General features: G+C 75.8%; 28 protein-coding genes. 18 read left to right on the top strand and 10 right to left on the bottom strand.

The genetic code is table 11. The features are described from left to right. Positions 1–21 precede the first annotated feature (21 nt). A complete protein-coding gene (locus JOD57_RS17135) occupies positions 22–315 on the top strand; it encodes a 4a-hydroxytetrahydrobiopterin dehydratase (protein WP_204693112.1) in 294 nt (97 codons plus the stop codon). Positions 316–337: 22 nt separating this feature from the next. Here the strand turns inward: JOD57_RS17135 and JOD57_RS17130 are convergent, their stop codons facing one another. The 4 genes from JOD57_RS17130 to JOD57_RS17115 form a co-directional block, all read right to left on the bottom strand. Continuing rightward, a complete protein-coding gene (locus JOD57_RS17130; protein ID WP_204693111.1) occupies positions 338–2,854 on the bottom strand; it encodes a PEP/pyruvate-binding domain-containing protein in 2,517 nt (838 codons plus the stop codon). A 68-nt stretch (positions 2,855–2,922) separates the two neighbouring features. Next, positions 2,923–3,081: a hypothetical protein gene (locus tag JOD57_RS17125; RefSeq protein ID WP_204693110.1), complete on the bottom strand. Its 159-nt coding sequence runs from the start codon at positions 3,079–3,081 to the stop codon at positions 2,923–2,925. Beyond that, positions 3,078–3,470: a DUF3037 domain-containing protein gene (locus tag JOD57_RS17120; RefSeq protein ID WP_204693109.1), complete on the bottom strand. Its 393-nt coding sequence runs from the start codon at positions 3,468–3,470 to the stop codon at positions 3,078–3,080. Before JOD57_RS17120 ends, JOD57_RS17125 begins: the two co-directional genes overlap by 4 nt. Continuing rightward, the gene (locus tag JOD57_RS17115; RefSeq protein ID WP_239568580.1) at positions 3,467–4,333 is read right to left on the bottom strand and encodes a HipA family kinase; all 867 of its coding nucleotides are present in this window, start codon (positions 4,331–4,333) and stop codon (positions 3,467–3,469) included. The genes JOD57_RS17120 and JOD57_RS17115 overlap by 4 nt, the downstream gene beginning before the upstream one ends. Before the next feature lie 24 nt (positions 4,334–4,357). Here JOD57_RS17115 and JOD57_RS17110 point away from each other — a divergent pair, with 24 nt between their 5' ends. Further along, on the top strand, positions 4,358–4,909 hold the full coding sequence (locus JOD57_RS17110) for a DUF1990 domain-containing protein (protein WP_204693108.1): 552 nt from the start codon (positions 4,358–4,360) through the stop codon (positions 4,907–4,909). Continuing rightward, positions 4,906–6,093, top strand: coding sequence for a serine hydrolase domain-containing protein (locus JOD57_RS17105; RefSeq protein ID WP_204693107.1), 1,188 nt, complete (start codon positions 4,906–4,908; stop codon positions 6,091–6,093). Before JOD57_RS17110 ends, JOD57_RS17105 begins: the two co-directional genes overlap by 4 nt. A 64-nt stretch (positions 6,094–6,157) precedes the next feature. Here the strand turns inward: JOD57_RS17105 and JOD57_RS17100 are convergent, their stop codons facing one another. Then, entirely contained in the window at positions 6,158–6,979 is an 822-nt protein-coding gene (locus tag JOD57_RS17100) for a formate/nitrite transporter family protein (protein ID WP_204693106.1), read from the bottom strand. 23 nt (positions 6,980–7,002) lie between these two features. Here JOD57_RS17100 and JOD57_RS17095 point away from each other — a divergent pair, with 23 nt between their 5' ends. Beyond that, the gene (locus JOD57_RS17095; protein ID WP_307824755.1) at positions 7,003–7,722 is read left to right on the top strand and encodes a monooxygenase; all 720 of its coding nucleotides are present in this window, start codon (positions 7,003–7,005) and stop codon (positions 7,720–7,722) included. Here the strand turns inward: JOD57_RS17095 and JOD57_RS17090 are convergent, their stop codons facing one another. From JOD57_RS17090 to JOD57_RS17080, 3 genes are all read right to left on the bottom strand, one after another. After that, on the bottom strand, positions 7,723–8,241 hold the full coding sequence (locus JOD57_RS17090; protein WP_204693105.1) for a GNAT family N-acetyltransferase: 519 nt from the start codon (positions 8,239–8,241) through the stop codon (positions 7,723–7,725). A gap of 47 nt (positions 8,242–8,288) precedes the next feature. After that, the gene (locus JOD57_RS17085) at positions 8,289–9,014 is read right to left on the bottom strand and encodes an FAD-binding oxidoreductase (RefSeq protein WP_204693104.1); all 726 of its coding nucleotides are present in this window, start codon (positions 9,012–9,014) and stop codon (positions 8,289–8,291) included. Positions 9,015–9,075: 61 nt separating this feature from the next. Continuing rightward, positions 9,076–9,684, bottom strand: a complete 609-nt coding sequence (locus JOD57_RS17080; RefSeq protein ID WP_204693103.1) for a molybdopterin-dependent oxidoreductase — start codon at positions 9,682–9,684, stop codon at positions 9,076–9,078. A 194-nt stretch (positions 9,685–9,878) separates the two neighbouring features. Here JOD57_RS17080 and JOD57_RS17075 point away from each other — a divergent pair, with 194 nt between their 5' ends. From JOD57_RS17075 to JOD57_RS17055, 5 genes are all read left to right on the top strand, one after another. Continuing rightward, on the top strand, positions 9,879–10,541 hold the full coding sequence (locus JOD57_RS17075; protein WP_307824754.1) for a succinate dehydrogenase cytochrome b subunit: 663 nt from the start codon (positions 9,879–9,881) through the stop codon (positions 10,539–10,541). An 11-nt stretch (positions 10,542–10,552) separates the two neighbouring features. Continuing rightward, the gene (locus JOD57_RS17070) at positions 10,553–12,499 is read left to right on the top strand and encodes a fumarate reductase/succinate dehydrogenase flavoprotein subunit (protein WP_204693101.1); all 1,947 of its coding nucleotides are present in this window, start codon (positions 10,553–10,555) and stop codon (positions 12,497–12,499) included. Further along, positions 12,500–13,273, top strand: coding sequence for a succinate dehydrogenase/fumarate reductase iron-sulfur subunit (locus JOD57_RS17065; protein ID WP_204693100.1), 774 nt, complete (start codon positions 12,500–12,502; stop codon positions 13,271–13,273). 173 nt (positions 13,274–13,446) lie between these two features. Further along, entirely contained in the window at positions 13,447–13,947 is a 501-nt protein-coding gene (locus JOD57_RS17060; RefSeq protein WP_307824753.1) for a winged helix-turn-helix transcriptional regulator, read from the top strand. Then, the gene (locus JOD57_RS17055) at positions 13,944–14,492 is read left to right on the top strand and encodes a PaaI family thioesterase (RefSeq protein WP_307824752.1); all 549 of its coding nucleotides are present in this window, start codon (positions 13,944–13,946) and stop codon (positions 14,490–14,492) included. The genes JOD57_RS17060 and JOD57_RS17055 overlap by 4 nt, the downstream gene beginning before the upstream one ends. Before the next feature lie 4 nt (positions 14,493–14,496). Here the strand turns inward: JOD57_RS17055 and JOD57_RS25570 are convergent, their stop codons facing one another. Both JOD57_RS25570 and JOD57_RS17045 read right to left on the bottom strand, forming a co-directional pair. Continuing rightward, positions 14,497–15,288 (bottom strand): glycoside hydrolase family 16 protein, encoded by a 792-nt coding sequence (locus JOD57_RS25570; RefSeq protein WP_204693099.1) that lies wholly within the window; start codon positions 15,286–15,288, stop codon positions 14,497–14,499. 5 nt (positions 15,289–15,293) lie between these two features. Beyond that, positions 15,294–16,049 carry an LURP-one-related family protein gene (locus JOD57_RS17045; protein WP_307824751.1) on the bottom strand — a complete coding sequence of 252 codons (756 nt, stop codon included), beginning with the start codon at positions 16,047–16,049 and terminating at the stop codon, positions 15,294–15,296. Between the two features lie 240 nt (positions 16,050–16,289). On the opposite strand from JOD57_RS17045, the gene JOD57_RS17040 reads away from it, so the two are divergent. The 9 genes from JOD57_RS17040 to JOD57_RS17000 all read left to right on the top strand — a co-directional run bounded on the left by JOD57_RS17040 (position 16,290) and on the right by JOD57_RS17000 (position 25,682). After that, positions 16,290–17,480, top strand: coding sequence for an inositol-3-phosphate synthase (locus JOD57_RS17040; RefSeq protein WP_307824750.1), 1,191 nt, complete (start codon positions 16,290–16,292; stop codon positions 17,478–17,480). Next, positions 17,477–18,397: a hypothetical protein gene (locus JOD57_RS17035; protein ID WP_204693098.1), complete on the top strand. Its 921-nt coding sequence runs from the start codon at positions 17,477–17,479 to the stop codon at positions 18,395–18,397. The genes JOD57_RS17040 and JOD57_RS17035 overlap by 4 nt, the downstream gene beginning before the upstream one ends. Then, positions 18,394–19,419, top strand: coding sequence for a class I SAM-dependent methyltransferase (locus JOD57_RS17030; protein ID WP_204693097.1), 1,026 nt, complete (start codon positions 18,394–18,396; stop codon positions 19,417–19,419). The genes JOD57_RS17035 and JOD57_RS17030 overlap by 4 nt, the downstream gene beginning before the upstream one ends. A gap of 106 nt (positions 19,420–19,525) precedes the next feature. Then, on the top strand, positions 19,526–20,521 hold the full coding sequence (locus tag JOD57_RS26985) for a Gfo/Idh/MocA family protein (protein ID WP_204693096.1): 996 nt from the start codon (positions 19,526–19,528) through the stop codon (positions 20,519–20,521). Next, positions 20,518–21,477 (top strand): MBL fold metallo-hydrolase, encoded by a 960-nt coding sequence (locus JOD57_RS17020; RefSeq protein ID WP_307824749.1) that lies wholly within the window; start codon positions 20,518–20,520, stop codon positions 21,475–21,477. Before JOD57_RS26985 ends, JOD57_RS17020 begins: the two co-directional genes overlap by 4 nt. After that, positions 21,474–22,937 carry a YcaO-like family protein gene (locus tag JOD57_RS17015; protein WP_204693095.1) on the top strand — a complete coding sequence of 488 codons (1,464 nt, stop codon included), beginning with the start codon at positions 21,474–21,476 and terminating at the stop codon, positions 22,935–22,937. Before JOD57_RS17020 ends, JOD57_RS17015 begins: the two co-directional genes overlap by 4 nt. Then, positions 22,934–23,767: a sugar phosphate isomerase/epimerase family protein gene (locus tag JOD57_RS17010; RefSeq protein ID WP_307824748.1), complete on the top strand. Its 834-nt coding sequence runs from the start codon at positions 22,934–22,936 to the stop codon at positions 23,765–23,767. Before JOD57_RS17015 ends, JOD57_RS17010 begins: the two co-directional genes overlap by 4 nt. Continuing rightward, on the top strand, positions 23,764–24,972 hold the full coding sequence (locus JOD57_RS17005) for a glycosyltransferase family 4 protein (RefSeq protein ID WP_204693094.1): 1,209 nt from the start codon (positions 23,764–23,766) through the stop codon (positions 24,970–24,972). The genes JOD57_RS17010 and JOD57_RS17005 overlap by 4 nt, the downstream gene beginning before the upstream one ends. Then, positions 24,972–25,682, top strand: coding sequence for a PIG-L deacetylase family protein (locus JOD57_RS17000; RefSeq protein WP_204693093.1), 711 nt, complete (start codon positions 24,972–24,974; stop codon positions 25,680–25,682). The genes JOD57_RS17005 and JOD57_RS17000 overlap by 1 nt, the downstream gene beginning before the upstream one ends. Positions 25,683–25,731 lie beyond the last annotated feature (49 nt).

Raw genomic sequence — 25,731 nt, 5'->3', positions numbered from 1 at the left:
CCCGGCGGCAGACTGACCGCCGTGCCCCGACCTCCGCGCCTGTCCCCCGACGAGCTGGCCGCCGCCCTGTCCGAGCTGCCGCTGTGGTCGGGGGACGGCGAGGGCATCCGCCGCAGCGTCGAGCTCCCCGGCTTCCCGGACGCCGTCGCCGCGGTCGTGCGCATCGGCTTCGTCGCCGAGCAGATGGACCACCACCCCGACGTCGACCTGCGCTGGCGCACGCTGCACCTGACGCTGGCCACGCACTCCGCCGGCGGCGTCACCGAGCTCGACCTGGACCTCGCCCGCCGGATCGACGCCCTGCTGCCCGGCTGAGGACGGCCCCCCGGCCGCCAGCTCAGCGGACGGCGCGCACGGTGCCGGTGGCGCCGTCGACGGTGACCAGCTGGTCGTCGTGCAGGCGGGTGGTCCCCTCGACGGTGGCGACGACGGCGGGCAGCCCGTACTCGCGGGCGATGATCGCCGGGTGGGACAGCGCCCCGCCGGCGTCGGTCACGAGCGCGCCGGTGCTCGGGAACAGCACCGACCAGACCGGTGAGGTCACCGGGCACACCAGCACGTCCCCGGCCCGGACCCGGCCGAACTCGGCCTCGGAGCGGACCACCCGCACGGGACTGGTGTAGGAGCCCGCCGACGCCGGGATGCCGCGGAGCAGCACGCCGTCCCGGGTCGTGTCCTCCGGCGCCGGGGCGCCACCGGGGACGGCCTGGGGACCGATGATCTGCTCGACCGCCCACAGGAAGGCCCCGTTGGACGCCCGTGCCCCGGCCGGTAGCGCGGACAGCGGGGGAGGTGGTGGCGGGGGCCGTCCGTGGCTGGCCGGGCCGGGGTGGGCGAGGACCCACGCCTGCTCGCGCGCGCGGCGGCCGGCGAGCCCGCGGCGGTCCGTGCCCTCGCGCAGGGCGGCCAGCAGCTCCTCCGGCTCGAGCAGGAAGGCGTCGTCGGCGTCGGTCAGCAGGCCGCGCGCCGACAGCCGCCGCCCGGTCTCCCGCACCGCCCGGCGCAGCAGCGCGAACGGCGTGCTGACGGTCGACACCTCGTTGTCCTCGCGGACCGGGTAGGCCCGCAGCGCCCGCTCGAGCGCGCGGGTGAAGTGCTCGCGGTCGGCCGGCCCGCGGGTGGCCAGCCGTGCCTCGGCGTCCGCGCGCGCCGCCGTCCGCCGTTCGCGGAGGGCGTCCTCGACCGCGTGGGGGTCGAAGCCGTTGGCCAGCTGGTCGCGGAGCAGGGCCAGGACCAGGTCCGGCCGTTCCTCCAGGGACGGCTCGGCCATCTCGTAGCGGAGCACCCGGCAGCCGTACTCGCGCAGGTACGCGACGAACGCCCCGGCCACCGCGGGGTCGGCGGCGAGCACCTGCTCCACCGCGGCTCCCTCCTCGACCAGCCGGCGCACGTCGGGACGCTCCCGCACCAGCGCCGCGACGCCGGCCAGCGCCCGCGCCGGGGCGGTCGAGGTCCGCGAGGTCCCGGCGAGCAGGTCGAAGACCCGCCCGTCGTCCCAGCCGAGCAGGTCGCGGCTGACGGCCGCCAGCTCGCCGAGGACCATCGCGATCGCGCCGTGCAGCCGGAAGTGGACCGTCTGCCCGTCCCGGGTCAGCTCGAGCGCCGCCCGTGCGGTGGCCAGCAGCGCGGCGTCGTCCAGGGCCGTGAGGTCGACGTCGCGCAGCGCGGCGGCGCGCGCGTCCAGGTCCGGCCGCCACTCGCGGTGCCACCGCTCGATCAGCGTCCCGGGGACGTCGCTGCGCACGGCCGCCTCGGCGCTCCGGACCCGCCGGCGCAGCGCGGGCACCAGCCGCACGGCCAGGGGCACCGCCCAGGCCGGCAGGGGCGGGGGCTCCCGGCCGCCGAGGGGGACGATCCGCATGTACTCCCAGCCACCGATGTCGCGGAACTCCACGGCCTGGAACAGCAGCCCGAGCTCGGTGCACACCTGCTCGAGGGCGCGGTTGCGCGGCGCGAGGACCGCCCGGGTGAACGGCGTCCAGGGCAGCGGCGAGTGGCTGGTCTCGCGGGTCCAGTACCCCTCCGGGGGCTCGGCCGGGACGGGCAGCGGCGTCCCGGTCCGGCGGGCGAGCGTGGTGATCGGGCGGGACTGGAGGACGACGACGCCGCCGTCCGCGGTCCCCGCCCACTCCACGTCCTGGGGCCGGCCGAGCACCCGCTCCGCGCGCCGGGCGAGGTCGGCCACGGTGGCCGCGGTGCCGGCGTCGATCACGGCGTCCGCGTCCGGCGACCGCCGCCGCGGATCGTCGCGGACCTCCCAGCGCTCGGGCGTCACGGCGCCGGAGACCAGCCGCTCCCCCACGCCCCGGGCGGCGTCGATCACGACGACGCCGCGGTCGCCGGTCACCGGGTCGGCGGTGAAGGCCACCCCCGCGGCGACGGCGGCGACCATCGGCTGCACGAGCACGGCGACGGCCGGAGCGGGTCCCGGCCCGGCGTAGGCGCCCACCCGGGGTGCGGCGGCCGAGGCCCGGCAGCGGGCCACCGCCTCGCGCAGCGCGGCCTCGCCGCGCACGCCGAGCACGGTGGTGTACAGGCCGGCGAAGGATGCCTGCGGCGAGTCCTCCGCCGTGCCGGACGAGCGGACCGCGAGCGGCACGTCGCCCCACGCGCCGACCGCGGCGACCAGCTCGCCGGGGACGGTGCCGGCGTCCCCGGCGGCGGCGGGGACGACGACGCCGTCGGGCACCGGGAGCCCGGCGCCGCGCAGGACGGCCAGGTTGGCGGCCTTGTGGCCGAACCGGGCCGGGTCGGTGGCCTCGTCGAGGGGGACGACGGCCCGGCTCAGGACGGCGCCGGGACGGCGCGGCCCCTCGTCGCGGGGGGCGTCCGCGGCAGCTGGGCTCCCCGTCATGGCGGCGACCTCCTCGGCCGGCGAGGCGGCCGATCGTAGCGCCGGAGGCGGCCCGCGGGACCCGCTCGTCAGCTCCCCGCGCGGCCGCCGCCGCCGACGGTGCGGCGCCGGGCGAGGACGCCGGTCAGGGCCGGCGCGCCGGCGGCGACGGGCACACCGCCGGTCAGGCCCGGCAACCCGCCGGCCACCGTCGCCCCGGGCACGAGCAGCCGCCGGCCGCCGGTCACTCGGAGACCGGCAGGACGAGCAGCCGCAGCAGCCGGTCGGCCTCGGCGTCGGGATCGGCGGTGAGCCCGGTGTGCACCGGGCCGGGCTGCACGACGGTGCTGCGCGGCGCGGTCAGCCAGCGGAACCGCGGCCCCAGCGCCTCGCGGCCGGCGGCCCCCGCGGCGGGGTCGGCCGCGCAGACGTCGGCGGCGGCCTGCAGCGCCCGGCCGATGGCGCCGGGGTCGGCGGTGGGGTCCAGCGCGCGCAGCCGGTCGACGTCGAGGTGCACCCGGCTGCCGAGGTAGTCGCGCTGCCGGCAGTAGACGAGCACACCGGCGTTGAGCGCCTCGCCCCGCTCCACCCGCGGCACCACCCGCAGCACGGCGTACTCGAAGGTGTCCCGGCTCACCGCTGCCGCACCCCCTGCGGCGGGGGCGGCCCCAGCCAGGCGGGCCGGTTCTCCCCGCGCGGGGCCCTCCGGCGCGACCCGCCCGCCGCCGCGGTGGCCACCAGCTGCGGCAGCCACGCGCCGCGGGCGGCCAGCCGGGCCAGCAGCTGGTCGGCGTAGCGGTCGCGGACGTCGTCGGGCGCGTCGTCCGGCGACGGCCCCTCCAGCCACTCGTCGGGCACCTGGGCCAGCACCCGGTCCAGCAGCGGCCGGGTGACCCGCGGCCCGAGGTCGGCGTCGGCGGCCCGCACGTCGGGCGTGCACTCGACCAGCGCGTGCTGCGCGGCGTCGTAGGGGCGGGCGACGGCGGCCGCCGCACCCGGCCAGTTGTGGTGGAAGGTGAGCGCGGCGCCGTGGTCGATCAGCTGCAGCCGGCCGTGCCAGAAGAGCATGTTGGGGTTGCGCCACGAGCGGTCGACGTTGCCCACGAGCGCGTCGAACCACAGCACCCGTCCGGCCAGCTCGGCGCCCACCGCGCCGACGCCGGCCTCGACGTCCAGCGCGCCCGGCAGGTAGTCCAGCCCGAGGTTGCGCCCGGCCGAGCGCTGCAGCAGCTCCTGCACCTCGGGGTCGGGCTCGCCGACGGCGAGCTCCGGGGCGACGTCGACGGTCACCAGCGCGGGCACCGGCAGCGCCAGCGCGCGGGCCAGCTCACCGCACACCACCTCGGCCACCAGCACCCGCACCCCCTGCCCGGCGGCCCGCCACTTGACCACGTACGTGCCGAGGTCGTCGGCCTCCATGAGCCCGGGCAGCGAGCCACCCTCGCGCAGCGGGGTGACGTAGCGGGTGGCGGTGACGGCGGGCAGCACAGTGCCGGACAACCTACGCCGGTCCACACTGGGCCCATGGGCCTGTTCCGGGCCGCGTCGCCCGAGGGCCTGCGAGACGCGCCGCTCACCTACGCCGAGGTCGGCGCCACCCGTGCCGCGGACCTCCCGGCCGGCTACCTGCCCGGCGAGTGGACCGAGGTCGTCGGCTCCGGCCGGGAGACCTTCGAGCGGGTCGCGGCCGCGGTGTTCGACTGGACGCCGCAGCGCAGCGCGGGCCTGCGGGTGCGGGCCACCGGGCCGGCGGGCGAGGTCGGCACCGTCGTCGTCCTCACCGCGGGGCTGCCGCGGCTGGGCTACGACATCCCCTGCCGGGTCGTGTGGGCCTCGACCACCGGTGACGAGCGCGGCTTCGCCTACGGCACGCTGCCCGGGCACCCGGAGAGCGGCGAGGAGTGCTTCACCGTCCGGCTCGCGGCCGGCGGCGACGTCGTCGTCACCATCCGGGTCTTCTCCCGGCTGGCGACGCCGGCCGCCCGTGCCGTGCCGCCGCTGAGCCGGCTGGTGCAGGGGCTGGCCACCCGCCGCTACCTCTCGTCGCTGCACCGGGCGGCACGGCCGGGCCGATGAGCACCGCGTCCCCGGCCGGTCGCTACGGCATGGGACTGGCGAGGGACGTCGAGCGGGTGGTCGGCGAGGCGGTGGCCGCGGGCGCCGTACCGGGCGCGGCCTGGTGGGTGGAGCGGGACGGGGAGACGGCGCGCGGCGCGGCCGGCACGCACGCACCCGGCGGGGACGACCCGGTCACACCCGGCACCGTCTTCCGGATCGCCTCGACGACCAAACCGGTGGTCGCGGTCGCCGCGCTGACCCTCGTCGACGACGGCACGCTCGGCCTCGACGAGCCGATCGACACGCACCTGCCCGAACTGGCCGACCGGCGCGTCCTGGCCGACCCCGCCGACGCGGACGCGGGCACCGTCCCGGCACGGCGGCCGATCACCGTGCGCGACGTCCTCACGTTCCGGCTCGGCCTGGGGATGGACTTCTCCGCGCCGTGGCCCACCCCGACGCTCGCCGCGCTCGCGGACGCCGGGCTGCCGGCCGGGCCGCCGGCACCGCAGGCCGCGCCTCCGCCCGACGAGTGGCTGCGCCGGCTGGCGTCCGTCCCGCTGGCGTACCAGCCCGGCGAGCGCTGGCTCTACCACACCGGCGCGAGCGTCCTGGGCGTCCTCGTCGCCCGGGCCGCGGGGCGGCCGCTGCCCGAGGTCCTCGCCGAGCGGGTGCTCGCGCCGCTCGGGATGCGCGACACCGGCTTCGGCGTGCCCGGGCACGCCCGCGACCGGCTGGGGCCGCACTGGACGCCACCGGACGACACCGGCGCGCGCCGGGTCTACGACCCGCCCGACGGTCAGTGGGCGCGACCGCCGGCGTTCCCCGACGGCGCCGACGGGCTGGTCTCGACCGTCGACGACCTCGCCGTCCTCGCCGGGGTGCTGCGCGCCGGCGGGCGTGCGCCCGACGGCGGGCGGGTGCTCGCCGAGGCCACCGTCGCGGCGATGCTCACCGAGCAGGCCGGGCCGGTCGACGACGAGGGCGGCGGCTGGGGTCTGGGCATCGGCGTGCGCCGCGCCGACGAGCCCGGCGGCCGGCACGCCGGCTCCTTCGGCTGGGACGGCGGCCTGGGCGGCTCCTGGTGGACCGACCCGGTCACCGGCACGACGGCGGTGCTGCTCACCAACCAGATGTGGACCTCACCCGCTCCGCCGGCCGTGTTCGACGAGTTCCGCGCCGTGGCCTTCGGCCCGCGGTGACCCCGGCCCCTCTGCAGCGCCCCGCTGCGAGCTGGCGGGTGGCGGGGGGCACGGGGGTCCTCCGTCAGTCCTCGGCCTCGGCCGCCGCGCGCTCGCGTTGCAGCAGCTCCTTGCTCCGCACCAGCCGCAGCAGGGTGACCACGAGCAGCCCGCCGGCCATGTTGAGCAGCGTCGTGTACCAGAACCAGGCCAGCCACTCGCCGTAGCCGAACGGCGCCGTACCGGTGTGGATGGCGCCGAAGATCAGCAGCGAGTCCAGCACCGAGTGGAACAGCTGCAGCCCGGCGAGGACGAAGGCGCCGGCGACGGCGGCCACCACCTTGACACCGTCGGCAGGGGTGCCGTTCTGCATCCGGGTCATCAGCGTGATGACCGTGCCGCCGAGGAAGGCCAGGCAGACGGCGCGCAGGTCCAGCGGCGCCTCGACGAAGTGCCGGGCCGACTCCACGACGGTGGGCCCCAGCTCCGGGTAGCCGTGCACGACCACCCACATGAACAGCCAGCCGCCGACCAGGTTGGCCACGAGGGTCCCGCCCCACAGCTTGCCCAGCTGCGCCCAGCTCGCCCGCCCGGCCACCACCGCGGTGACCGGCAGGAGGAAGCCCTCGGTGAACAGCTCGCTGCGGGCCAGCAGCAGCGCGATGAACCCGACCGAGAAGGCCAGCCCGGCCAGCAGGTGGCTGCCGGTCTGGGCGTAGACGGCGACCAGCGCCAGGACGCCGACCGCCACCTCCAGCCCGCCGGCCAGACCGGTGGTGAGCACCTCGCGCCAGGTGCGGTGCAGCCGCTGGGCGCCCTGGCTCACCACCCGGTCGAAGGCCTCGACGACCTCGTCCTCGGCAGGGGCGTCGGTGTCGCCGAGTTGCACGCGGCGCTGGTCGGTCACCGGACGCACCTACCCTCGGCGGCGTGTCCCCACCCCAGCCGGTCAGTGACACCCCGACCGTGACGCTGCACCTGTGGGGCGTCCCCGGCCGCGCGGTGCCCGGGGCGGTGCTGCGGATGGCCTCGCTCCGTCCGGCGCTGGCCCGGACGCCGGGCCTGCGCTTCGCCAAGCTCCTGGGCACCGGCGACGGGCGCACGTTCACCGTCCGCGACGCCGACCCGCGCCGCTGGGGACTGCTCGCCGTGTGGGACGACGCCCCGGCCGCCGACGCGCTCGACGACGGTCCCGTGGTGGCCAGCTGGCGCCGGGTCGCCGAGGAGGAGTGGTCGGTGCGGCTGCGCCCGCTGGCCGCCCGCGGGCTCTGGTCGGGCCGCGAGCCCTTCGGCACCCCCCGGCCGCAGCGGTGGGACGGGCCGGTCGCCGCCGTCACCCGCGCCCGCCTCGTGCTGCGCCGCGCCGCGCGCTTCTGGTCGGCCGTGCCACCGGTGTCGGCCGACCTGCACCGGGCGCCGGGCCTGCGCATGGCCGTCGGCATCGGCGAGGCGCCCCTGGGCCTGCAGGGCACCTTCAGCGTCTGGGACTCCGGCGCGGCGCTCAACGCCTTCGCCTACGACCGTCCCGAGCACGCCGCCGTCGTCGCCCGCACCGCCCGGGAGGGCTGGTACGCCGAGGAGCTGTTCGCCCGCCTGGCGGTGCTCTCCTCACGGGGCACCGTCGCGGGGGTCGACCCCGCCGCCGGCTGACTACAGCCGCACGAACAGGTGGACCTCCTCGCGGTCGTCGCCGGGGCCCAGCCGGATCGCGCCGGGCATGCGGCCGAACTCGCGGTAGCCCCACTGCGCGTAGAACCGCTCCAGACCGAACCCCTCGCGCACGGTCAGGTGCAGCATCTCCAGGCCGCTGTCCCGCGCGACGGCGTGGACCCCGGACAGCAGCACCCGGCCCAGCCCGCGCCCCTGCCGGCCAGGGTGCACCTGCACCCGCAGCACGGTGGCCCAGTGCCGCCGCAGCGGGCTGAGCGACAGCGAGAGCACGGCCCAGCCGGCGAGAGCGCCGTCCTCGGTGAGCACGACCAGCCGCTCGCGGCCCTGGCGCACCCGGTCGAGCAGCGCGTCGAGCACCGGGGCGACGTCGTCCTCGGTGACCGGCGGGACGAACCCGACCGCGCCGCCGGAGTTCGTGACCTCGGTCCAGCAGGCCAGCAGCTCGCGGCGCAGGCCCGCGTCGACGACGTCGACGGCGGTCACCACGGCGGACGGCATGCCCCGATCATCGTCCGCGACACCGGTCCCGGACCGTCCGGCCCCCCTCAGCCGGAGGTGCCGCTGGGGCCGAACCGCTCGACCCGGATGTCGGGGGCCGGGACGCCCAGCCCGACCAGCAGCTGGCTGGCCGCCTCGGCGAAGGACGCCGACCCGCAGACGTAGGCGGTCTGGCCCGGCTCCCACAGCGGCACCAGGTCCTCGGCCACGAGCCGGCCGGCGCGGCGGATCCCGTTCGGCTCGCGGCTGAGCGCCAGCAGCGCCCCCGAGCCGGCCAGCTCGTCGGCGTAGGGCAGCAGGGCGCGGGTGCGGGCGGCGACGGCGAGCCGCAGCAGGTCGCTGCGGCCGAGGTCGTGCGCGGTGCGCAGCATGGCGACCAGCGGGACGACGCCGCTGCCGCCGCCGACCAGCAGCGCCGGGCTGCCGCCGTCCCAGACGAACCAGCCGCCGATCGGCCCGCGCACCTCGAGGACGTCGCCGGGCTCGACGACGTCGGCGAGGTAGCCCGACACCTCGCCGTCCTCGAGCCGCTCGACGAACAGCTCGACCTGCGGGTCGCCCGGCGGCGAGGCCACCGAGTAGGAGCGCTGCGCCCGGTAGCCGTCCTCCGCCGTCAGCCGGACGACGTAGTGCTGGCCGGGCAGGTGGTCGATCCGGTCGGCGACGTCCAGGCGCAGCCGCACGCCCCGCGGCGTCGGCCGGTCGACGGCGGTGACCGTCGCCGTCCGCCAGCCGCCGGCCGGGGCCCGTCGTCCGCCCGGTGAGGAACCCATCGGCCCCGCTGCAGGGTCCCGCCGCGAGCCTGCGAGCGGTGGGGGGCAGCGGGGTCCTTGGTCAGTCACCCTGGTAGCGCTGCTCGCGCCAGGGGTCACCGCGGTCGTGGTAGCCGTTCTGCTCCCAGAACCCCGGCTGGTCGCGCTGCAGCAGGGTCAGCCGGGTGACCCACTTGGCGCTCTTCCAGAAGTAGAGGTGCGGCACCAGCAGCCGGACCGGGCCGCCGTGTTCGATCGGCAGCGGCTCGCCGCCGAACTCCCACACCAGCCACGCCCTGCCGCCGGTGACGTCGGCCAGCGGGAGGTTGGTCGTGTAGCCGGTCTTGGCCGTCGCCATGACGAACGCCGCCTCGGGGGCGGGCCCGGCGGCCTCGAGCAGGGTGTCGACGCTGACGCCGGCGAAGTGGGTGTCGAACTTCGACCAGGTCGTGACGCAGTGGATGTCGCCGCGGTACTCCGAGCCCGGCAGCCGGTGGACCTCGTCCCACGTCCACGTGGTCGGGTTCGCCACCCGTCCGTCGACGGTGATGCTCCAGGTCTCCGGCGCGATCCGCGGGGTCGGCTCGGCGGTGAGCACCGGCCAGTCGGCCCCCGTGTCGTACTGGCCGGGGGGCAGTCGCGGGTCGCGTTCCCGCCGCCGTCCGAGGAAACCCCGGGTCGGTCCTGTCACGCGTCCTCCTCCGATCGGGTGGGTCCGGCACGGTGCCGTGACCGGCGGGGAGCCACCAACGTCCTGACCTGCGCTGAGGGTTCCCTTACATGAGGTGAGTCACTGCGTGTCCACATGGCCGAGTGGTGGGTAACGAGCCTAACTTTGGTGCTGTGGTGACGGTGACGCACTCGGGCCAGCGCAGGACCCCGAAGGTGGCGAAGACCAGTTCGGTCGCGAAGAAGGCCGTGATGGCGGTCAGCGGGATCATCCTGGTCCTGTACCTGATCGCGCACATGGTCGGGAACCTGAAGCTCTTCGCCGGCGCGGAGACCTTCAACGGGTACTCCGAGTGGATCCGCCGGATCGGCGAGCCGGCCGTCCCGGGCCAGACGGTGCTGTGGATCATCCGCGTCGTCCTGCTGGTCGCCGTGGTGGCGCACGCGTGGGCCGCGGTCTCGCTGTGGCGGCAGGCCAAGCGGGCCCGGCCCCAGCAGTACGTCGCCCGCAAGGCCGTGGCCCAGAGCTACGCCTCGCGCACCATGCGCTGGGGTGGCGTGATCCTGGCGCTGTTCATCGTCTACCACATCCTCGACCTCACGCTCGGCGTGGCGAACCCCGAGGGGCACGACTCGACCCCCTACGAGCGGGCGATCGCCGGGTTCTCCAACCCGATCGTGACCCTGGTCTACGTCGTCGCGCTGCTGGCCCTGGGCTTCCACCTGCGGCACGGCATCTGGAGCGCGACCCAGACGCTGGGGCAGAGCAACAAGACCCGCGAGCGCACCGTCAACGCCTTCGCCACGGTGTTCGCCGTGGTGCTGACCGCGGGTTTCCTCATCCCGCCGCTCAGCGTCCTCGTCGGCATCATCGAGTAGGAGCACTCGTCATGGCCCTCGAACTGTTCACCGTCGGCGAGCCCATCGCCGACACCAAGGCCCCGATGGACGTCCCGATCGGTGAGCGCTGGAGCGAGCGCCGCTTCCGGGCCCGCCTGGTCAACCCGGCCAACCGCCGCAAGCTGACGGTCATCGTCGTCGGCACCGGCCTGGCCGGCGGCGCGGCCGCCGCCACGCTCGGCGAGGCCGGCTACAAGGTCAAGTCGTTCTGGTACCAGGACAGCCCGCGCCGCGCGCACAGCGTCGCCGCGCAGGGTGGCATCAACGCCGCGAAGAACTACCGCAACGACGGCGACTCGGTGCACCGGCTGTTCTACGACACGGTCAAGGGCGGCGACTTCCGCGCCCGCGAGAACAACGTGCACCGGCTGGCCGAGGTCAGCGTCAACATCATCGACCAGTGCGTCGCCCAGGGCGTGCCCTTCGCCCGCGAGTACGGCGGCCTGCTCGACAACCGCTCCTTCGGTGGCACGCAGGTGTCGCGGACGTTCTACGCCCGCGGCCAGACGGGCCAGCAGCTGCTCTACGGCGCCTACCAGGCACTCGAGCGGCAGATGGCGGCCGGCAACGTCGAGCAGTTCCCGCGCACCGAGATGCTCGACCTGATCGTGGTCGACGGCCGCGCCCGCGGCATCGTGGCCCGCGACCTCATCACCGGCGAGATCAGCACCCACTTCGCCGACGCGGTCGTGCTCGGCACCGGCGGCTACAGCAACGTCTTCTACCTGTCCACCAACGCCAAGGGCTCCAACGCCACGGCGATCTGGCGGGCGCACAAGCGGGGCGCGCTGTTCGCCAACCCCTGCTACACGCAGATCCACCCGACCTGCATCCCGGTGCACGGCGAGTACCAGTCGAAGCTCACGCTGATGAGCGAGTCGCTGCGCAACGACGGCCGGGTGTGGGTGCCCAAGGAGCGCGGCGACACCCGCGACCCGCGGCAGATCCCCGAGGAGGAGCGCGACTACTACCTCGAGCGGATCTACCCCTCGTTCGGCAACCTGGTCCCCCGCGACATCGCCTCGCGGCAGGCCAAGAACGTCTGCGACGAGGGCCGCGGCGTCGGCCCCAACGGCCTGGGCGTGTACCTCGACTTCGCCGAGGCCATGCAGCGGCTGGGCCGGCCGGCCATCGAGGCCAAGTACGGCAACCTCTTCGACATGTACGCCCAGATCACGGGTGAGGACCCCTACGAGGTCCCCATGCGGATCTACCCGGCGGTCCACTACACGATGGGCGGCCTGTGGGTCGACTACGACCTGCAGTCGACGATCCCCGGCCTGTTCGTGATCGGCGAGGCCAACTTCTCCGACCACGGCGCCAACCGGCTGGGCGCCAGCGCGCTCATGCAGGGCCTGGCCGACGGCTACTTCGTCCTGCCCAACACGATCAACGACTACCTGGCCGGCGGGCCCTTCGACAAGGTCGCCCCCGACCACCCGGCCGCCGTCGAGGCGCTCGAGGGGGTGCGGGAGCAGTCCGAGCGGCTGCTGTCGATCAACGGCACCCGCACCACCGCCTCGTTCCACCGCGAGCTCGGCCGGCTGATGTTCGACCTGTGCGGCATGGAGCGTTCGGAGGAGAGCCTGCGCAAGGCGCTCGACCGGATCCCCGAGATCCGCCAGGAGTTCTGGACCAACGTGAAGGTGCCCGGCGAGCTGGGCCGCTTCAACCAGAGCCTGGAGCACGCCGGGCGGGTCGCCGACTTCATCGAGCTCGCCGAGCTCATGTGCGTCGACGCCCTGCACCGCAACGAGAGCTGCGGCGGGCACTTCCGCGCCGAGAGCCAGACCCCCGAGGGTGAGGCCCTGCGCGACGACGAGAACTTCGCCTACGTCGCCGCGTGGGAGTGGACGCCGGAGGGCGTCCCGCCGGTCCTGCACAAGGAAGCCCTCGAGTTCGAGTACGTCCACCTCGCCCAGCGGAGCTACAAGTAGATGAACCTCAAGCTGCGCGTCTGGCGTCAGCGGGACCGGACCGAGAAGGGGAAGATGGTGACCTACGAGGTCACCGACATCTCCCCGGACATGTCCTTCCTCGAGATGCTGGACGTCCTCAACGAGCAACTGATCCTCGACGGCGAGGACCCGGTCTCCTTCGACCACGACTGCCGTGAGGGCATCTGCGGGTCGTGCGGCGTCATGATCAACGGTCGCGCGCACGGCAACGGGTTGTTCCCGGGCCACCCGCAGACGGCCACGTGCCAGCTGCACATGCGGTCGTTCAAGGACGGCGACACGATCGACGTCGAGCCGTGGCGGGCGACGGCGTTCCCGCTGATCAAGGACCTCGCCGTCGACCGGTCGGCCCTGGACCGGATCATCCAGTCGGGCGGCTACATCAGCGCCCCGACCGGCACCGCCCCCGAGGCGCACTCGATCCTGGTCGCCAAGAAGGACTCCGACGCCGCCTTCGACGCCGCCACCTGCATCGGCTGCGGGGCCTGCGTCGCGGCCTGCCCCAACGCCTCGTCGATGCTGTTCACGTCGTCGAAGGTCGTGCACCTGGGGCTCATGCCGCAGGGCCAGCCCGAGCGCAACGACCGCGTGGTCAACATGATCCACCAGCAGGACCTCGAGGGCTTCGGCGGCTGTACGAACATCGGCGAGTGCTCCGTCAGCTGCCCGAAGGGCATCTCGATGGAGAACATCTCGCGGCTCAACCACGACCTCCTCGGCGCCCTGCGCGCCGGTGCGCGGCCGAAGAGCTGACGGAAGGACCCCCTCGCCCCCCGCCGCTCGCACGCTCGCGGCGGGCCCCTGCGAGGGGGCCGTTCCAGCACGGCACCAGGCGGGCGGGGACCTCTCGGGGTCCCCGCCCGCCGCCGTTCGTGCCGGGGTGACGACGACTGGCGCCCCGTCGGTTCGACGGGCAAACTGACCCCGTGACCGCTTCGTTCGACCTGGCCCGACTGCCCGGCCGCCCGTGCTCGATCGCCGCCGCCCTGGAGCTGGTCGGCGAGCGCTGGTCGCTGCTCGTCGTCCGGGAGGTGTCGCTGGGCAACCACCGCTTCAGCGACATCGTCCGCGGCACCGGGGCGCCCCGCGACCGGCTGACCGCCCGGCTCAACGCGCTGGTGGCCGCCGGCGTGCTGGAGCGGCGGCAGTACAGCGACGCGCCGCCGCGCTCGGGCTACCACCTCACGCCGTCCGGCCGGGACCTGCTGCCGGTGCTGCAGGCGCTGCTGCAGTGGGGTGACCGCTGGGCGGCCGAGGAGCCGCCGGTCCGGCTGACACACGCCCCGAACGGGCACGAGGAGCACGCCGTGGACGCCGAGTGGGTCTGCCGCACGTGCGGGGAGCCGGTCAACGCCAGCCGGGTCGGGCGCGTGCTGACCCCCGCCGGTCGCGTGCTGTCGGGCCTGCCCGCCGAGGAGGACGCGTGAGCACGGACGCCGTCCCCGACACCACCTCCGGCGCCGCGCCCGGGTCCTGGGGCGAGCCGCGCTCGCGCACGGTGACCTGGTTCGACCCGATGCTCACCGCGGCCGGCGGGCGGGAGCGCTCGGGGCTGGAGACGCTGGAGGCCATCCGCGACGGCGTGCTGCCGCCCCCGCCGATCGCCGCGCTGGTGCAGATGGACGTGGTCGCCGTCGAGCAGGGGCGGGTCGAGTTCCGCTGCGCCGTCGACGAGTCGGCCTACAACCCGATCGGTGTCGTGCACGGCGGGCTGGTCTGCACGCTGCTCGACACGGTGGCCGGCTGCGCGGTGCACTCCACGCTGCCGCAGGGCGTCGGTTACACCTCCATCGAGCTGAAGGTGACCTACCTGCGGGCGGTGACGCAGACCAGCGGGCCGCTGACCGCCGTCGGCACGGTGGTCAAGCCCGGCCGCCGGGTGGCGTTCGCCGAGGGGCAGGTCCTCGACGCCGCCGGCCGGCTGGTGGCGACGGCGTCGAGCTCGCTGCTGGTCTTCCCGCTGCCCGCCTGACCGCTCACCCGGAGGACGCCGCCGGCCCGCTCCCGATCCGGTCGACGACGAGCTCCGGGACGACGTACGGCTCCCCCGGCACCGCCTTCCCGGGGAAGTCGAAGACGGCGAGCATCGCCTGCACCGGGTAGTCGGGGGTGACCGCGACCTCGCGCAGCGGCACGCCGTCGACGGAGAAGACCGCGCCGTCGGGCCGCCAGTCGACGGCGTAGGTGTGCCACTCCGAGACGTCGATGCCGGGCCGCGGCGCGGCGAAGTCCTCGGCGAGCCGCGGGTCGCGGAACGGGTGGGTGCCGGCGCCGACCGCCGCCCCCTCCACCGGGTCGACGGCGTCGCCGAAGACCTCCACGACGCACAGCTCGCCGCAGCGCTCCGGCACGTCCTCCAGGCCCACCAGCCACCACGCCACCATCGACCGCGGGGTCACCGTCGCGCGGGCGCACATCTCCAGCACCCCGTACCGCGGCGTCCACCCCCGGTGCGCGGGCTGCTCCTCGCGGACGACGGCGCCCGGCCGCACCGGCTGCTGCCCCACCGTGCTGCCGACCGGCCCGGAGAAGACCCCGGACTGGATGCCCGAGACCCGCAACGGCGGGTGGTCCTCCGGGCACCACAGCGGGGCGTCCTCGGGCAGGTACAGCCGCAGGCACGAGTCGCGGACCTCGTAGGCGGCCGCCGTCGCCGCGCGGGAGCTCCACTGCGGCAGGTAGTGCGGCACCCAGACGTCGCGGTCGAGGTCCGGGCCGTCGAAGTCGTCGGTGAGGTCGCCGGTGGGATCGCGGTGCGGGGCCGGCACGTGCGTCAGCGGCTCTGCAGGGCGTCCAGCGCCACGGCCATGGATGCGGCGACGCGGAAGTCCAGGCGCGGGTCCGGGACCGAGACGTCGTAGCGGTCGCGGATGGACTTGCGCCGCTCGACGACCAGGACCGGGGCACCGGTCGTGGTGTCGACGAAGTCGAAGTGGAAGACGAAGGGCACCCAGACGTCGCCCAGGAACGGGATGAAGTCCCAGATGCGCCGCAGGATCGCGATGAACGGCCGGCGCTCGCGGCCGATCGCGGTCAGCCCCGGGGCCTCGAGCTCCCAGGTGGACCGCAGCAGGCTGGCGCCGAACCGCTTGCTGAACGTACCGAGCACCCGGCCCTGCTCGTCGAAGACGTCGTGCTGGGCGTGCACGTCGAGCCGCTGGCGGGCGCGGAAGGAGAACACCGGACGGGTGCGGGCCTCGTCGGAGGTGAAGACCACCTCCTCCTTGAGCTTGAGCCGCTTCTGCTGGGCCATCGCCAGCAGCCCCCGCTCGCTGCCGTCGGGGCCCACCTCCCAGACCTCGTAGCGGTTGACCATCACGGTGATCCGCTGGCGGACGGCGAAGCGCGGCACGACCATCGCGGCCTGCGGCGAGCCGGGGGGCTGCTGCCCGTACTGCGGCTGCGCGTACGGCTGTTGGCCGTACTGCGGCTGCGCGTACGGCTGTTGGCCGTACTGCGGCTGCGCGTACTGCGGCTGGCCGGACGGCGGCTCGGCGGACGGCTGCTGGGCGAACGGCGGCTGGGTCACGACAGGCTCCTGGTCGGCTCGGGGGGCACCCATCCTGGCCCGGCCCGCGCCCCGGCGGGAGCCCCCGCGGCACCGGGCAGGCGCACCGAACGGCAGACCACCGGGTTGCACACCAGAATCTTGTTCTCGCTCGGCAGGGGGGATCGTCCTGTGCCAGGCTCGGGACGGGGTGGAGCGGGTCCACCCCGAGGAGTGCGGAGGTCCGTCTTGTCGCAGGAGTCTCGTCGCGTCGGCATCGCTGTGGTCGGACTCGGGGGTGCGGTCGCGACGACCGCGGTCGCCGGCCTGGAACTGGTCCGGAACGGTGCCGCGGGCACCGACGGCCTGCCCCTGGCCGGGCTGGAGGTGGCCGGCGGACCGGTCGAGGAGACCACCGGCATCGTCGGCTACGACTCCCTCGTCATCCGCGGGTGGGACCTCGACGGCTCCGACCTGCGCAAGGCCGCCGAGCAGCACGGCGTCCTCGACCACCGCCAGCTCGAGCAGGCCGGTCCGGCGCTCTCGGGCGTCACGCCCTGGCCCGCGGCCGGCGACGCCGACTTCTGCCGCAACGTCACCGGCGGCAACGTGGTGCTGGCCGAGACCCGCCGCGCGCAGGTCGACGCCGTCCGTGCCGACCTGCGCCGCTTCCGCGAGGAGGAGGCGCTCGACGGGCTGGTGCTGGTCAACCTGGCCTCGACCGAGCGCTGGCCGGACCCCGCGGCGCCCGCCCTGCAGACGGTCGAGGCCTTCGAGGCCGGGCTGGACGCCGACGACCGCGCCATCACCCCGGCGATGGTCTACGCCTACGCCGCGATCACCGAGGGCGTCGGCTACGTCAACTTCACGCCGTCGCTGGCCGCCGACGTCCCCGCGCTGGTGGCGCTGGCCGAGGCCCGTGGCGTCCCGGTCGCGGGCAAGGACGGCAAGACCGGCCAGACGATGATGAAGACGGTCCTCGCGCCGGCCTTCCGCAGCCGCTCGCTGACCGTGGAGGGCTGGTACTCGACCAACATCCTCGGCAACCGCGACGGCCTCGCCCTCGACGACCCGGACTCGCTGGAGAGCAAGCTGCAGACCAAGGGCAGCGTCCTGGACTCGATCCTGGGCTACCCGGTCGAGGACCACGTCGTCCGCATCGACTACTACCGGCCGCGCGGTGACCAGAAGGAGGCCTGGGACGCCATCGACCTGGTCGGCTTCCTCGGCCAGCGCATGCAGGTCAAGGTCGACTTCCAGTGCCGCGACTCGATCCTCGCCGCGCCGCTGGCCCTCGAGCTGGCCCGGCTGACCGACCTCGCGCAGCAGCGCGGTGAGGGCGGCGTTCAGCGGCACCTCGGCTGGTTCTTCAAGGCGCCGATGACCGCCGACGGCAGCGTCCCCGAGCACGCCCTGCACCGGCAGGAGACCGCTCTGCTCGACTGGCTGGCCGCCGGCGCCGCCGCCCGGTGACCGACCTCGCCCCCTCCCCGACCGGGACGCTCGCACCACTGGCCGGCCTGCGCCCGCTGCTCGCCGAGATCGGCGACGCCAAGCGGGTGCGGGTGGCCGGCAGGTCCGGCTCCCTGGCCGAGCAGGCCTTCGCCCGCGCCTGGGCGCGGCTGGTGTCCGGTGAGGACGTCGCCGCCGTGGCGTACTCGGAGACGGCCGCCGCCGTCGCCCGCGCCCGGCTGGCCGGCATCGACACTGGCGTGCTCACCACCGCCGGGCTGTCCGACGGCGAGGTGCTCGGCGTCCTGCGCCGCGGGTTCGACGAGGTGGCCGGCCCGCTCGACCCGGATCTGCGCGCGCGGCTGCGCGCGGCCCTCGGGCGCCTGCCCTCCCCCGGGACGCCGCCCGGCCTGGCCGGCGCGCTCAACGCCCAGCCGCGCGCGGGTGCCACCGCGCCCGGCAGGCCGCGGATCGTGGTCGAGCCACCGGAGAGCCACGGCGACCACTGCCTCACCGTGGCCGTCTACGCCGCGCTGGTGGCGCCGGTGGTCGGCGCCGACCCGGTCGCGCCGTTCCTGCTGGGCCTGGGTCACCACCTGCACAACGTCGTGCTGCCCGACGCCGGGTTCGCCGGCGAGGTGCTGCTCGGCGACGCGCTGGAGCGGGTCGTGGCCACGCTGGAGGAGCGCGAGCTCGCCGCGCTGCCGGGCCCGCTGGCCGGCCGGCTGCGCGAGGCGCTGGCGCTGCGGCCGGGCGCCGACGTCCCGGAGGCGCGGGCGTTCCACGCCGCCGACGTCCTCGACCGGGTGCTGCAGGTGCACCACCACGCCCGCGCGGCGGCCTTCACCGCGTCCCAGGCGCTCGACGACCTGGAGCTGGTGCACGCCGGGCCGGTGCAGGGCTACCACCTCGACGTCCTGGCGGCGGCGGGTCTGTGACGGGCACGCTGCTCGACGCACCGGTCGTCGACGGGATCCCCTTCGCCCGGGCGGGCAGGGACGACCTGCGCGCCCGGGTCGGTGAGCTGCTCGCCGCCGGCGAGGTCGACCGGGCGCGGGTGCTGCTGCTCGCCGACGCCGACGACTGGTGGACCGAGCCGCCGCCCCCGCCCGAGCAGCTGGCGCGGGTGCCCGCGGCCGGGACGCTGCGCGAGGCGATGCAGCTGCTCGGCATGGGCCGGGTGGCCGACTACTTCGCGCACCGCTGGTCGGACCCCACGCACCTGGCCGGGCTCGCCCTGCTGCAGCAGCACTGGCCGGGGAGGAGGCCGGTGGTCGACGTCGCCTGCGGGACCGGCGCGCACCTGCGGGAGCTGGCCCGCCGCGGCGTGCCCGACCTGCTCGGTGTCGACGTCGTCTGGGCGAAGCTCTGGCTGGCGCAGCGGTTCGTCTGCCCGTCGGCCCGCTACGTCTGCGCCGACCTCACCGCCGCGCCCGACCTCGCCGTCGGGCAGCCGGCCTACGTCATGTGTCACGACGCCTTCTACTTCCTGCGCGACAAGCCGGCCGCCGCCGCGGCGATGCGGGCACTGGCCGGGGACGGCGGCACCGTCGTCGTCGGGCACGCGCACGTGGCCGACCCGCACGGCGAGCCGCTGCCGCCGGAGGGCTACGCCGAGGTCCTGGGCACCGGGCTGCTCTACGACGACGAGGAGCTGACCCGCTCGCTGCTCGAGGCCCGCCCGCCGCGCCCCGCCGACCCCGCCGACCTGCGCGCCAGCGAGGCGGTCGCGCTGGTGGCCGGCGACCCACTGGCCCCCGCGCCGGCCGACCTCGGCGAGCCGCTGCCGCCACTGACGCCCAACCCGCTCTACCGCGACGGCGTGCGCACCTGGCCCAGCGAGCGCTACGCCGCCGAGTACGGCCCGCGCTCGTCGTACCTGCCCGAGCGCTGGCCCGACCCGCTGCCCGCCGACGCCGCCCGCCGCCGGCTGCTCGTCGACCTCCCGGAGGCCTGGTGAGCGGGGACGGGGTGACCCTGCCGGTCCCCCGTCGAGATCGGCGGTCTCGTACGGCCACGGGGCCGGGAACGTGCGAGATCGCCGATCTCGTCGAGGGGTGGGGGCGGTGACCGCCACCGTCGGCTGGGGCGTCGCCGGGTGCGGCTGGGTGGCCCGCGACCACGCGCTGCCCGCGCTGCTCGCCGTCCCCGGCGCCCGGGTGGTCGCCCTGCACGACCTCGACCCCGCCGCGATGGAGCGGATGCCGGTGGAGGGCGCGCGGCGGACCACCGACCTGGCGGAGTTCCTGGCCGCCCCGGGACTGGACGCCGTCTACGTCGCCGTCCCCAACGCCGGGCACCGGCCGCTGGTCGAGGCGGCCGCCGCGGCCGGCAGGGCCGTGCTGTGCGAGAAGCCGCTGGCCGCCGACGCCGGCGACGCGCAGGCGCTGGTCGACGCGTGCGCCGACGCGGGCGTGCTGCTGGGCACCGCCTACGACCAGCGCTGGCACCCCGCGCACGTGCGGCTGCGCGAGCTGGTGCCCGAGCTCGGCACGGTGACCGCGGTGCGGATCGTCTACTGCTGCTGGCTGCCCGGGGACTGGACGCCCGACGGCCGGCCGCACGACAACTGGCGGGTCGACCCGGCCCGCGCCGGCGGCGGCGCCGCGATCGACCTGGCGCCGCACGGACTCGACCTGGTCGGCACGCTGCTCGGCGAGGACGTCACGTCGCTGTCGGCGCTGCTGCAGACCCGGGTGCACGACTACGGCGTCGACGACGGCGCGCTGCTCAGCGGCAGCACCGACAGCGGGGTGCTGGTCGCCCTGCACGTCGCCTTCAACACCCCCGACGAGCTCCCCCGTCGTCGGCTCGAGGTGGTCGGCACCCGCGGCATGGCGGTCGCCGTCGACACGATGGGCCAGACGGCGGGAGGCTCGCTGACGCTGTACCGCCCCGACCCGGTGGACGTGGCCTTCCCCGCCGGCACCACGCCGTTCGAGGCCCAGTTCGCCGCCTTCACCGACGCGGTCGCGGGCCGCGCGCGGTGGCCGTACACCCCCGCCCGCGACCTCGCCCTGCACCGCCTGCTCCTCACCGCTCTGTCCGGAGGGACCCCGTGAGCTCGCCCGACGTGCCCGCCGCCATCGACCGGGCCACCGACCCGGCAGCCGACCCCGGTGCCCGGCACGGCACCAGCCAGGTCGACACCAACCCCTACCGCGGCCTGCTGCCCGACCTGCCCGCCTACGCCTGCACCAACTGCGGGCACTGGCAGCGCTGGCCGGCACCCGGCCCGCTCGTGTGCCCGGTCTGCACCGACGTCCGCAACGCGCTGCCCGAGCACGGCTTCGAGTTCATCACCGACAAGCAGGCCGACGAGCTGGTCACCGGGTTCTGGCGGCCGGCCCCCGTCGACGGCGTCACCGAGTTCGGCACCGAGCCGCGCTTCGGCCTCGACAGCCGCGGCTGGGTGATCGAGACCGACATCGGCCTGGTCGGCTTCGAGTGCGCGCCCTGGTACACCGCCGACATGCTCGCCGAGCTGCGCCGGATGGCCGGCGAGCGGGGCGGCTTCCCGGTGCTGGCGTCGAGCCACGTGCACGGCTACGGCGCGCTGTGGCAGCTGCAGCAGGAGCTCGAGCCGCGGGTGGTCTGCGTCAACGTGCACGACCTCGTCTGGACCAAGGCGTTCCGGGTCACCTGGCCGGCCGACGACGTCCTGGCGCTCGCGCCCGGCCTCACCCTGCACCGCACCGGCGGGCACTTCCCCGGGCACTCGGTGCTGCACGACTCCCGCCGCGGCATCCTGTTCTGCGGCGACTCGCTCAAGGTCGACCTCTCCCCCGACGGCGACCCGGTGGCGCTGAGCGCGCACAAGGCGTTCCACGCGCAGATCCCGCTGTCGCACGGCGAGCTGCGCGAGATGCTCGCCGTCGTCGCGGAGCTCGACTTCGAGGTGGTCGCGACGCCGTTCGAGATGGTCCCGGGCGTCACCACCGACCACGTCGTCCACCTGGTGCAGCGGCTGCTGTCCGGGTCGCCGGACGCCGCCCCCGTCCCCCTGGCCGAGCTGTGACCGCCGTCGAGGTGAGGCCGTCGCAGCGGTACCGCGACTCGTTCCCCACGCCGGTCGAGGACTTCGCCATCGAGGGCATCGACGTGCTCGACGTGCCGCTGCACAGCGCGGTCCTCACCACCTCGGCCGCGCACCCGGGCGGCAGCGGGCTGGGCTACGGCGCCACCCGCGAGGAGGCCCGCACCGGCGCGATGGGCGAGATGGCCGAGATGGCGCTGTCGCTGCGGGCGCACCAGGGCGTCTCGCGCGAGCAGGGCTCCTACGCCGAGATGACCCGCCGGCACGGCCGCGACCGGGTCGCCGACCCGCGCACGCTGTGCCTGGAGGCCGGCAGCGACTACTCCGGCGACAGGGTCCTCCAGTGGCTGCCCATGACGCGGCTGCGCGACGGCGAGACGGTGCAGGTGCCCGCCGAACTGGTGGCGTCGGCGCCCGACGACCTGCCCGGCGACCCACCGCCGGGTGGCTGGCTCACCACGGTCATCACCAACGGGCAGGGCGCGGCCTTCGACGCCGACCGCGCCGTCACCCACGCGCTGCTCGAGGTGCTGCAGCGCGACGGCAACGCCACCGCCTTCCGCGCGATGGACCGCGGCGCCGTCGTCGGCCTCGACGGGCTCACCGACCCCGACGCGCTCGCGCTGCTCGACCGGCTCGACGCCGCGGGCATCGACGTCGTGGTCAAGCTCGCCTCGACCGACTTCGGCGTCGTCGACCTGTACGCCGTCGGCTGCTCCCGGGACGGCTCGGAGCCGGTGCCGGTGATGGCCACCGCGTGCGGCGAGGCGGCGCACCCCGACCGCGACACCGCCGTCCGCAAGGCGCTGCACGAGTTCGCCTCGGCGCGCAGCCGCAAGGCGTTCATGCACGGGCCCTACGACGTCGTGCTGCCGGCGACGCCGCCGGGCTACCTCGACCACTGGCGCGGCGGGCACCCGCCGGAGCGGCTGGTCGAGGAGGACCGGGCGCTGCAGGCGATGCTCGACTGGACGCGGATGGGCACGAGCGCGCTGGTGGACCTGCTGCAGGACAGCGTGCTGTCGCGGCGGTCCACCGTGGCGCTGGCCGACCTGCCGGCCTGGTCCGGCGAGGACCTGCACGCGCACGTCACCGGCGCGGTGCAGGCCGCCGGCCACGACGTGCTGGTGGAGCTGCAGCCCTCGGTCGGCGAGGCGGTGGCGGCGAAGGTGCTGGTCACCGGGCTGGAGGTCGAGACGATGTCCTACGGCCGGATCGGCGAGCGCGGCGTGCGCCGGCTGGTCGAGCACGACGAGGGGCTGGCCGTGGTGGGCGCCGACCCCGGCGGGTGGGCGCGGGTGCACCTGACACCCGAGGCCGAGGAGCGCCTGGGCGGGCCGGCCTGGTTCGACCGGGCCGGTGCCGACCGGCGGGTGGGAGCGCTCTACGCGCTGTACCGCGAGCCGGGTCGGCACGTGGTGGCGGAGGTCCTGGGCTCGTGAGCCTGCGGTACGCCTACAACACCAACGGCCTGACCTCGCACCGGCTGTCCGACGCGCTGTCCCTCCTCGCCGACTGCGGCTACGCCGGGGTGGCGCTGACCCTCGACGTCGTCCACCTCGACCCCTTCGCCGACGACGCCTTCGCCCGGGCCGAGGCGGTGCGGCGGCGGTGCGACGAGCTGGGCCTGGGCGTGATGGTGGAGACCGGCGCGCGCTTCCTGCTCGACCCGCGGGTCAAGCACGAGCCGACGCTGGTCACCGCCGACGCCGAGGGCCGGGCGCGGCGGCTGGCCTACCTGCGGCTGGCCTGCGACCTCGCGGAGGTGCTGGGCGCGGAGGCGGTGAGCTTCTGGGCCGGGGTGCCCCGGGACGGTGTGGACCGGGACGCGGCGTGGGGCTGGCTGGCCGACGGCGTGCGCGCCCTCGTCGACAGCCACGGCGGGCGGTCCTGTGCCCTCGCCGTCGAGCCGGAGCCCGGGATGCTGGTCGAGGACTGCGACGGCTGGGCGCGGCTGGCCGCCGAGGCACCCGGCATCGCGCTGGCGCTCGACACCGGGCACTGCGTCGTCGCCGGGGCGTACGAGCCGGAGGAGGCGGTGGCCCGGTTCGCGCCGTCCCTGGGCACGGTCGCCGTCGAGGGCATGCGCCGCGGCGTGCACGACCACCTGCCGCTCGACGAGGGCGACGTCGACCTGCCGGCCGTGCTGCGCGCGCTGCGCGACGCCGCCTACGACCGGCTGGTCACCCTGGAGCTCTCCCGCGACGGGCACCGCGCGCACGAGATGGTGCCGCGGGCGATGGCCACCCTGCGCGCGGCGGAGGCGGCGTGAGGGTCTGCTTCGTCAGCCGCCGCTACTGGCCGGCGGTGAGCGGGATGAGCGTCTACGCGGAGAACCTGCTGCGCGAGCTGGTCGCGCTCGGCCACGAGGTGGTGCTGGTCAGCCAGTACCGCGACGACGAGGCCGGCACCCGCGTCTACGGCGGCGGCCCGCCCCCGGCCGACCGCGTGCCCGACGGCGTCGAGGTGGTGGCGCTGCCCAGCCGCGGGGAGACCGTCGTCCCGGCCGACTGGGAGGGCGACATCGCCGAGATCGTGCGCACGGTGCTGGACCTGCACGCCGACCGGCCGTTCGACGTGCTGCACGCCCAGTACGGCTACCCACCGGGACTGGCCGTGCTGGCCGCCGCGCGGGAGACCGGGCTGCCGGCCGTGGTGAGCATCCAGGGCGGCGACGGGCACTGGGTGGGCACCTGCTGCAGCACCCACGCGCACGCCATGCGCGCCGTCGTCGACTCCTCGAGCGCGGTGCTCATCGGCAGCGCCAGCTTCCGCGACGAGGTGGTGGGCAACCTCGGCTCGGACCCGGCGCGGTTCACGATCGTCCCCGGCGCCACCGACACCGGCCGGTTCACCCCGGCGGAGCGGCCGCTGGGTGCGCTGCAGGACCCGCCGGTGCTGCTCTTCCACGGCCGCGTGGACCGCCGCAAGGGCGTGCTCGACCTGCTCGAGGCGCTGCCCGAAGGCGTCCGGCTGGTCGTCTCCGGCATCGGCCCCGACCTCGACGAGGCCCGCGCCCGCGCCGACGGGCGGACGACGTTCCTCGGCTACGTGCCGCCGGACGAGGCGCCCGCGGTCTACCGCTCGGCCGACGTCTTCGTCAGCCCGACCTACAGCGAGGGCTTCAGCAACACGCTGCTCGAGGCGATGGCCAGCGGGCTGCCCACGGTGAGCACCGACAGCGTCGGCGTCGTCGACTGCCTGCGGCACGAGGACAACGGCCTGCTGCACGAGCCGGGCGACGTCGCCGGGCTGCGCGCCGCCCTGGAGCGGCTGCTGGGCGACGCCGGCCTGCGCACCCGGCTGGCGACGACGGCGCTGGAGGAGGTGCGCCGGCTCTACTCGTGGCCGGTGCTGGCCCGCTCGATCGACGCGGTGTACCGGCAGGTGGCGGGGACGACGCCGGACGACGGCTGGACGGTGCCGGCCGACGTCGACCTCTCCTGCCGGTTCCGGTCGGCCGCGCACCTGCTCTGATGCGGGTCACCGCGGTCAGCCCGCACCTCGACGACGCGGCGTTCTCCGTCGGCGGCACGCTCGCCGCGCTGGCCGACGCCGGGCACGAGGTCACCGTGGTCACCTGCTTCACGCGCAGCGTGCCGGACCCGGCCGGCTTCGCGCTGGCCTGCCAGCTGGACAAGGGACTGCCCGCCGACGTCGACTACATGGCCCTGCGGCGCGCCGAGGACACCGCCGCCATGGCCGTGCTCGGCGCGACGCCGCTGCACCTGGACCTGCCCGAGGCGCCGCACCGGGGGTACACGAGCGCGGCGGACCTCTTCGCCGGGGTGCACGACGGCGACGGGATCTGGACGACGGTGCGCGACCTGCTGGCCGCCGTCCCGGGCGACCTGTGGCTGGCCCCACAGGCGCTGGGCTCGCACGTCGACCACCTCCAGGTGCTGCGCGCGGTGGCCGGCACCGGCCGCCCGGTGCTGTGGTGGCGGGACTCGCCCTACGTGCTGCGCGACCCCGACGCCGTCCCCGGACCGGACCTCCCCGGCGGGCTGGTCCCCGTCGAGCTCCCGCAGGACCGGGACCGGCGGGCCGACGCCTGCGCCCGCTACGCCACCCAGCTGGGCTTCCAGTTCGGCGGGGTGGCGCAGATGCGGAGGGCGCTGGCCGGGCTGACCGAGGTGCTGCTCGCGGACGCGGACGCCCGGGCCGTCCTCGCCGCCGCGTCCTGACCTCCCTGCCCGACCTCGCTGCGCCGGCGGCGATGAGCTCCGGCGCTCC

The organism is Geodermatophilus bullaregiensis (genome assembly GCF_016907675.1).
Classification (GTDB): domain Bacteria; phylum Actinomycetota; class Actinomycetes; order Mycobacteriales; family Geodermatophilaceae; genus Geodermatophilus; species Geodermatophilus bullaregiensis.
Note: the sequence above shows the minus strand (reverse complement) of the source record. Positions and strands in the feature narration are given on the sequence as shown.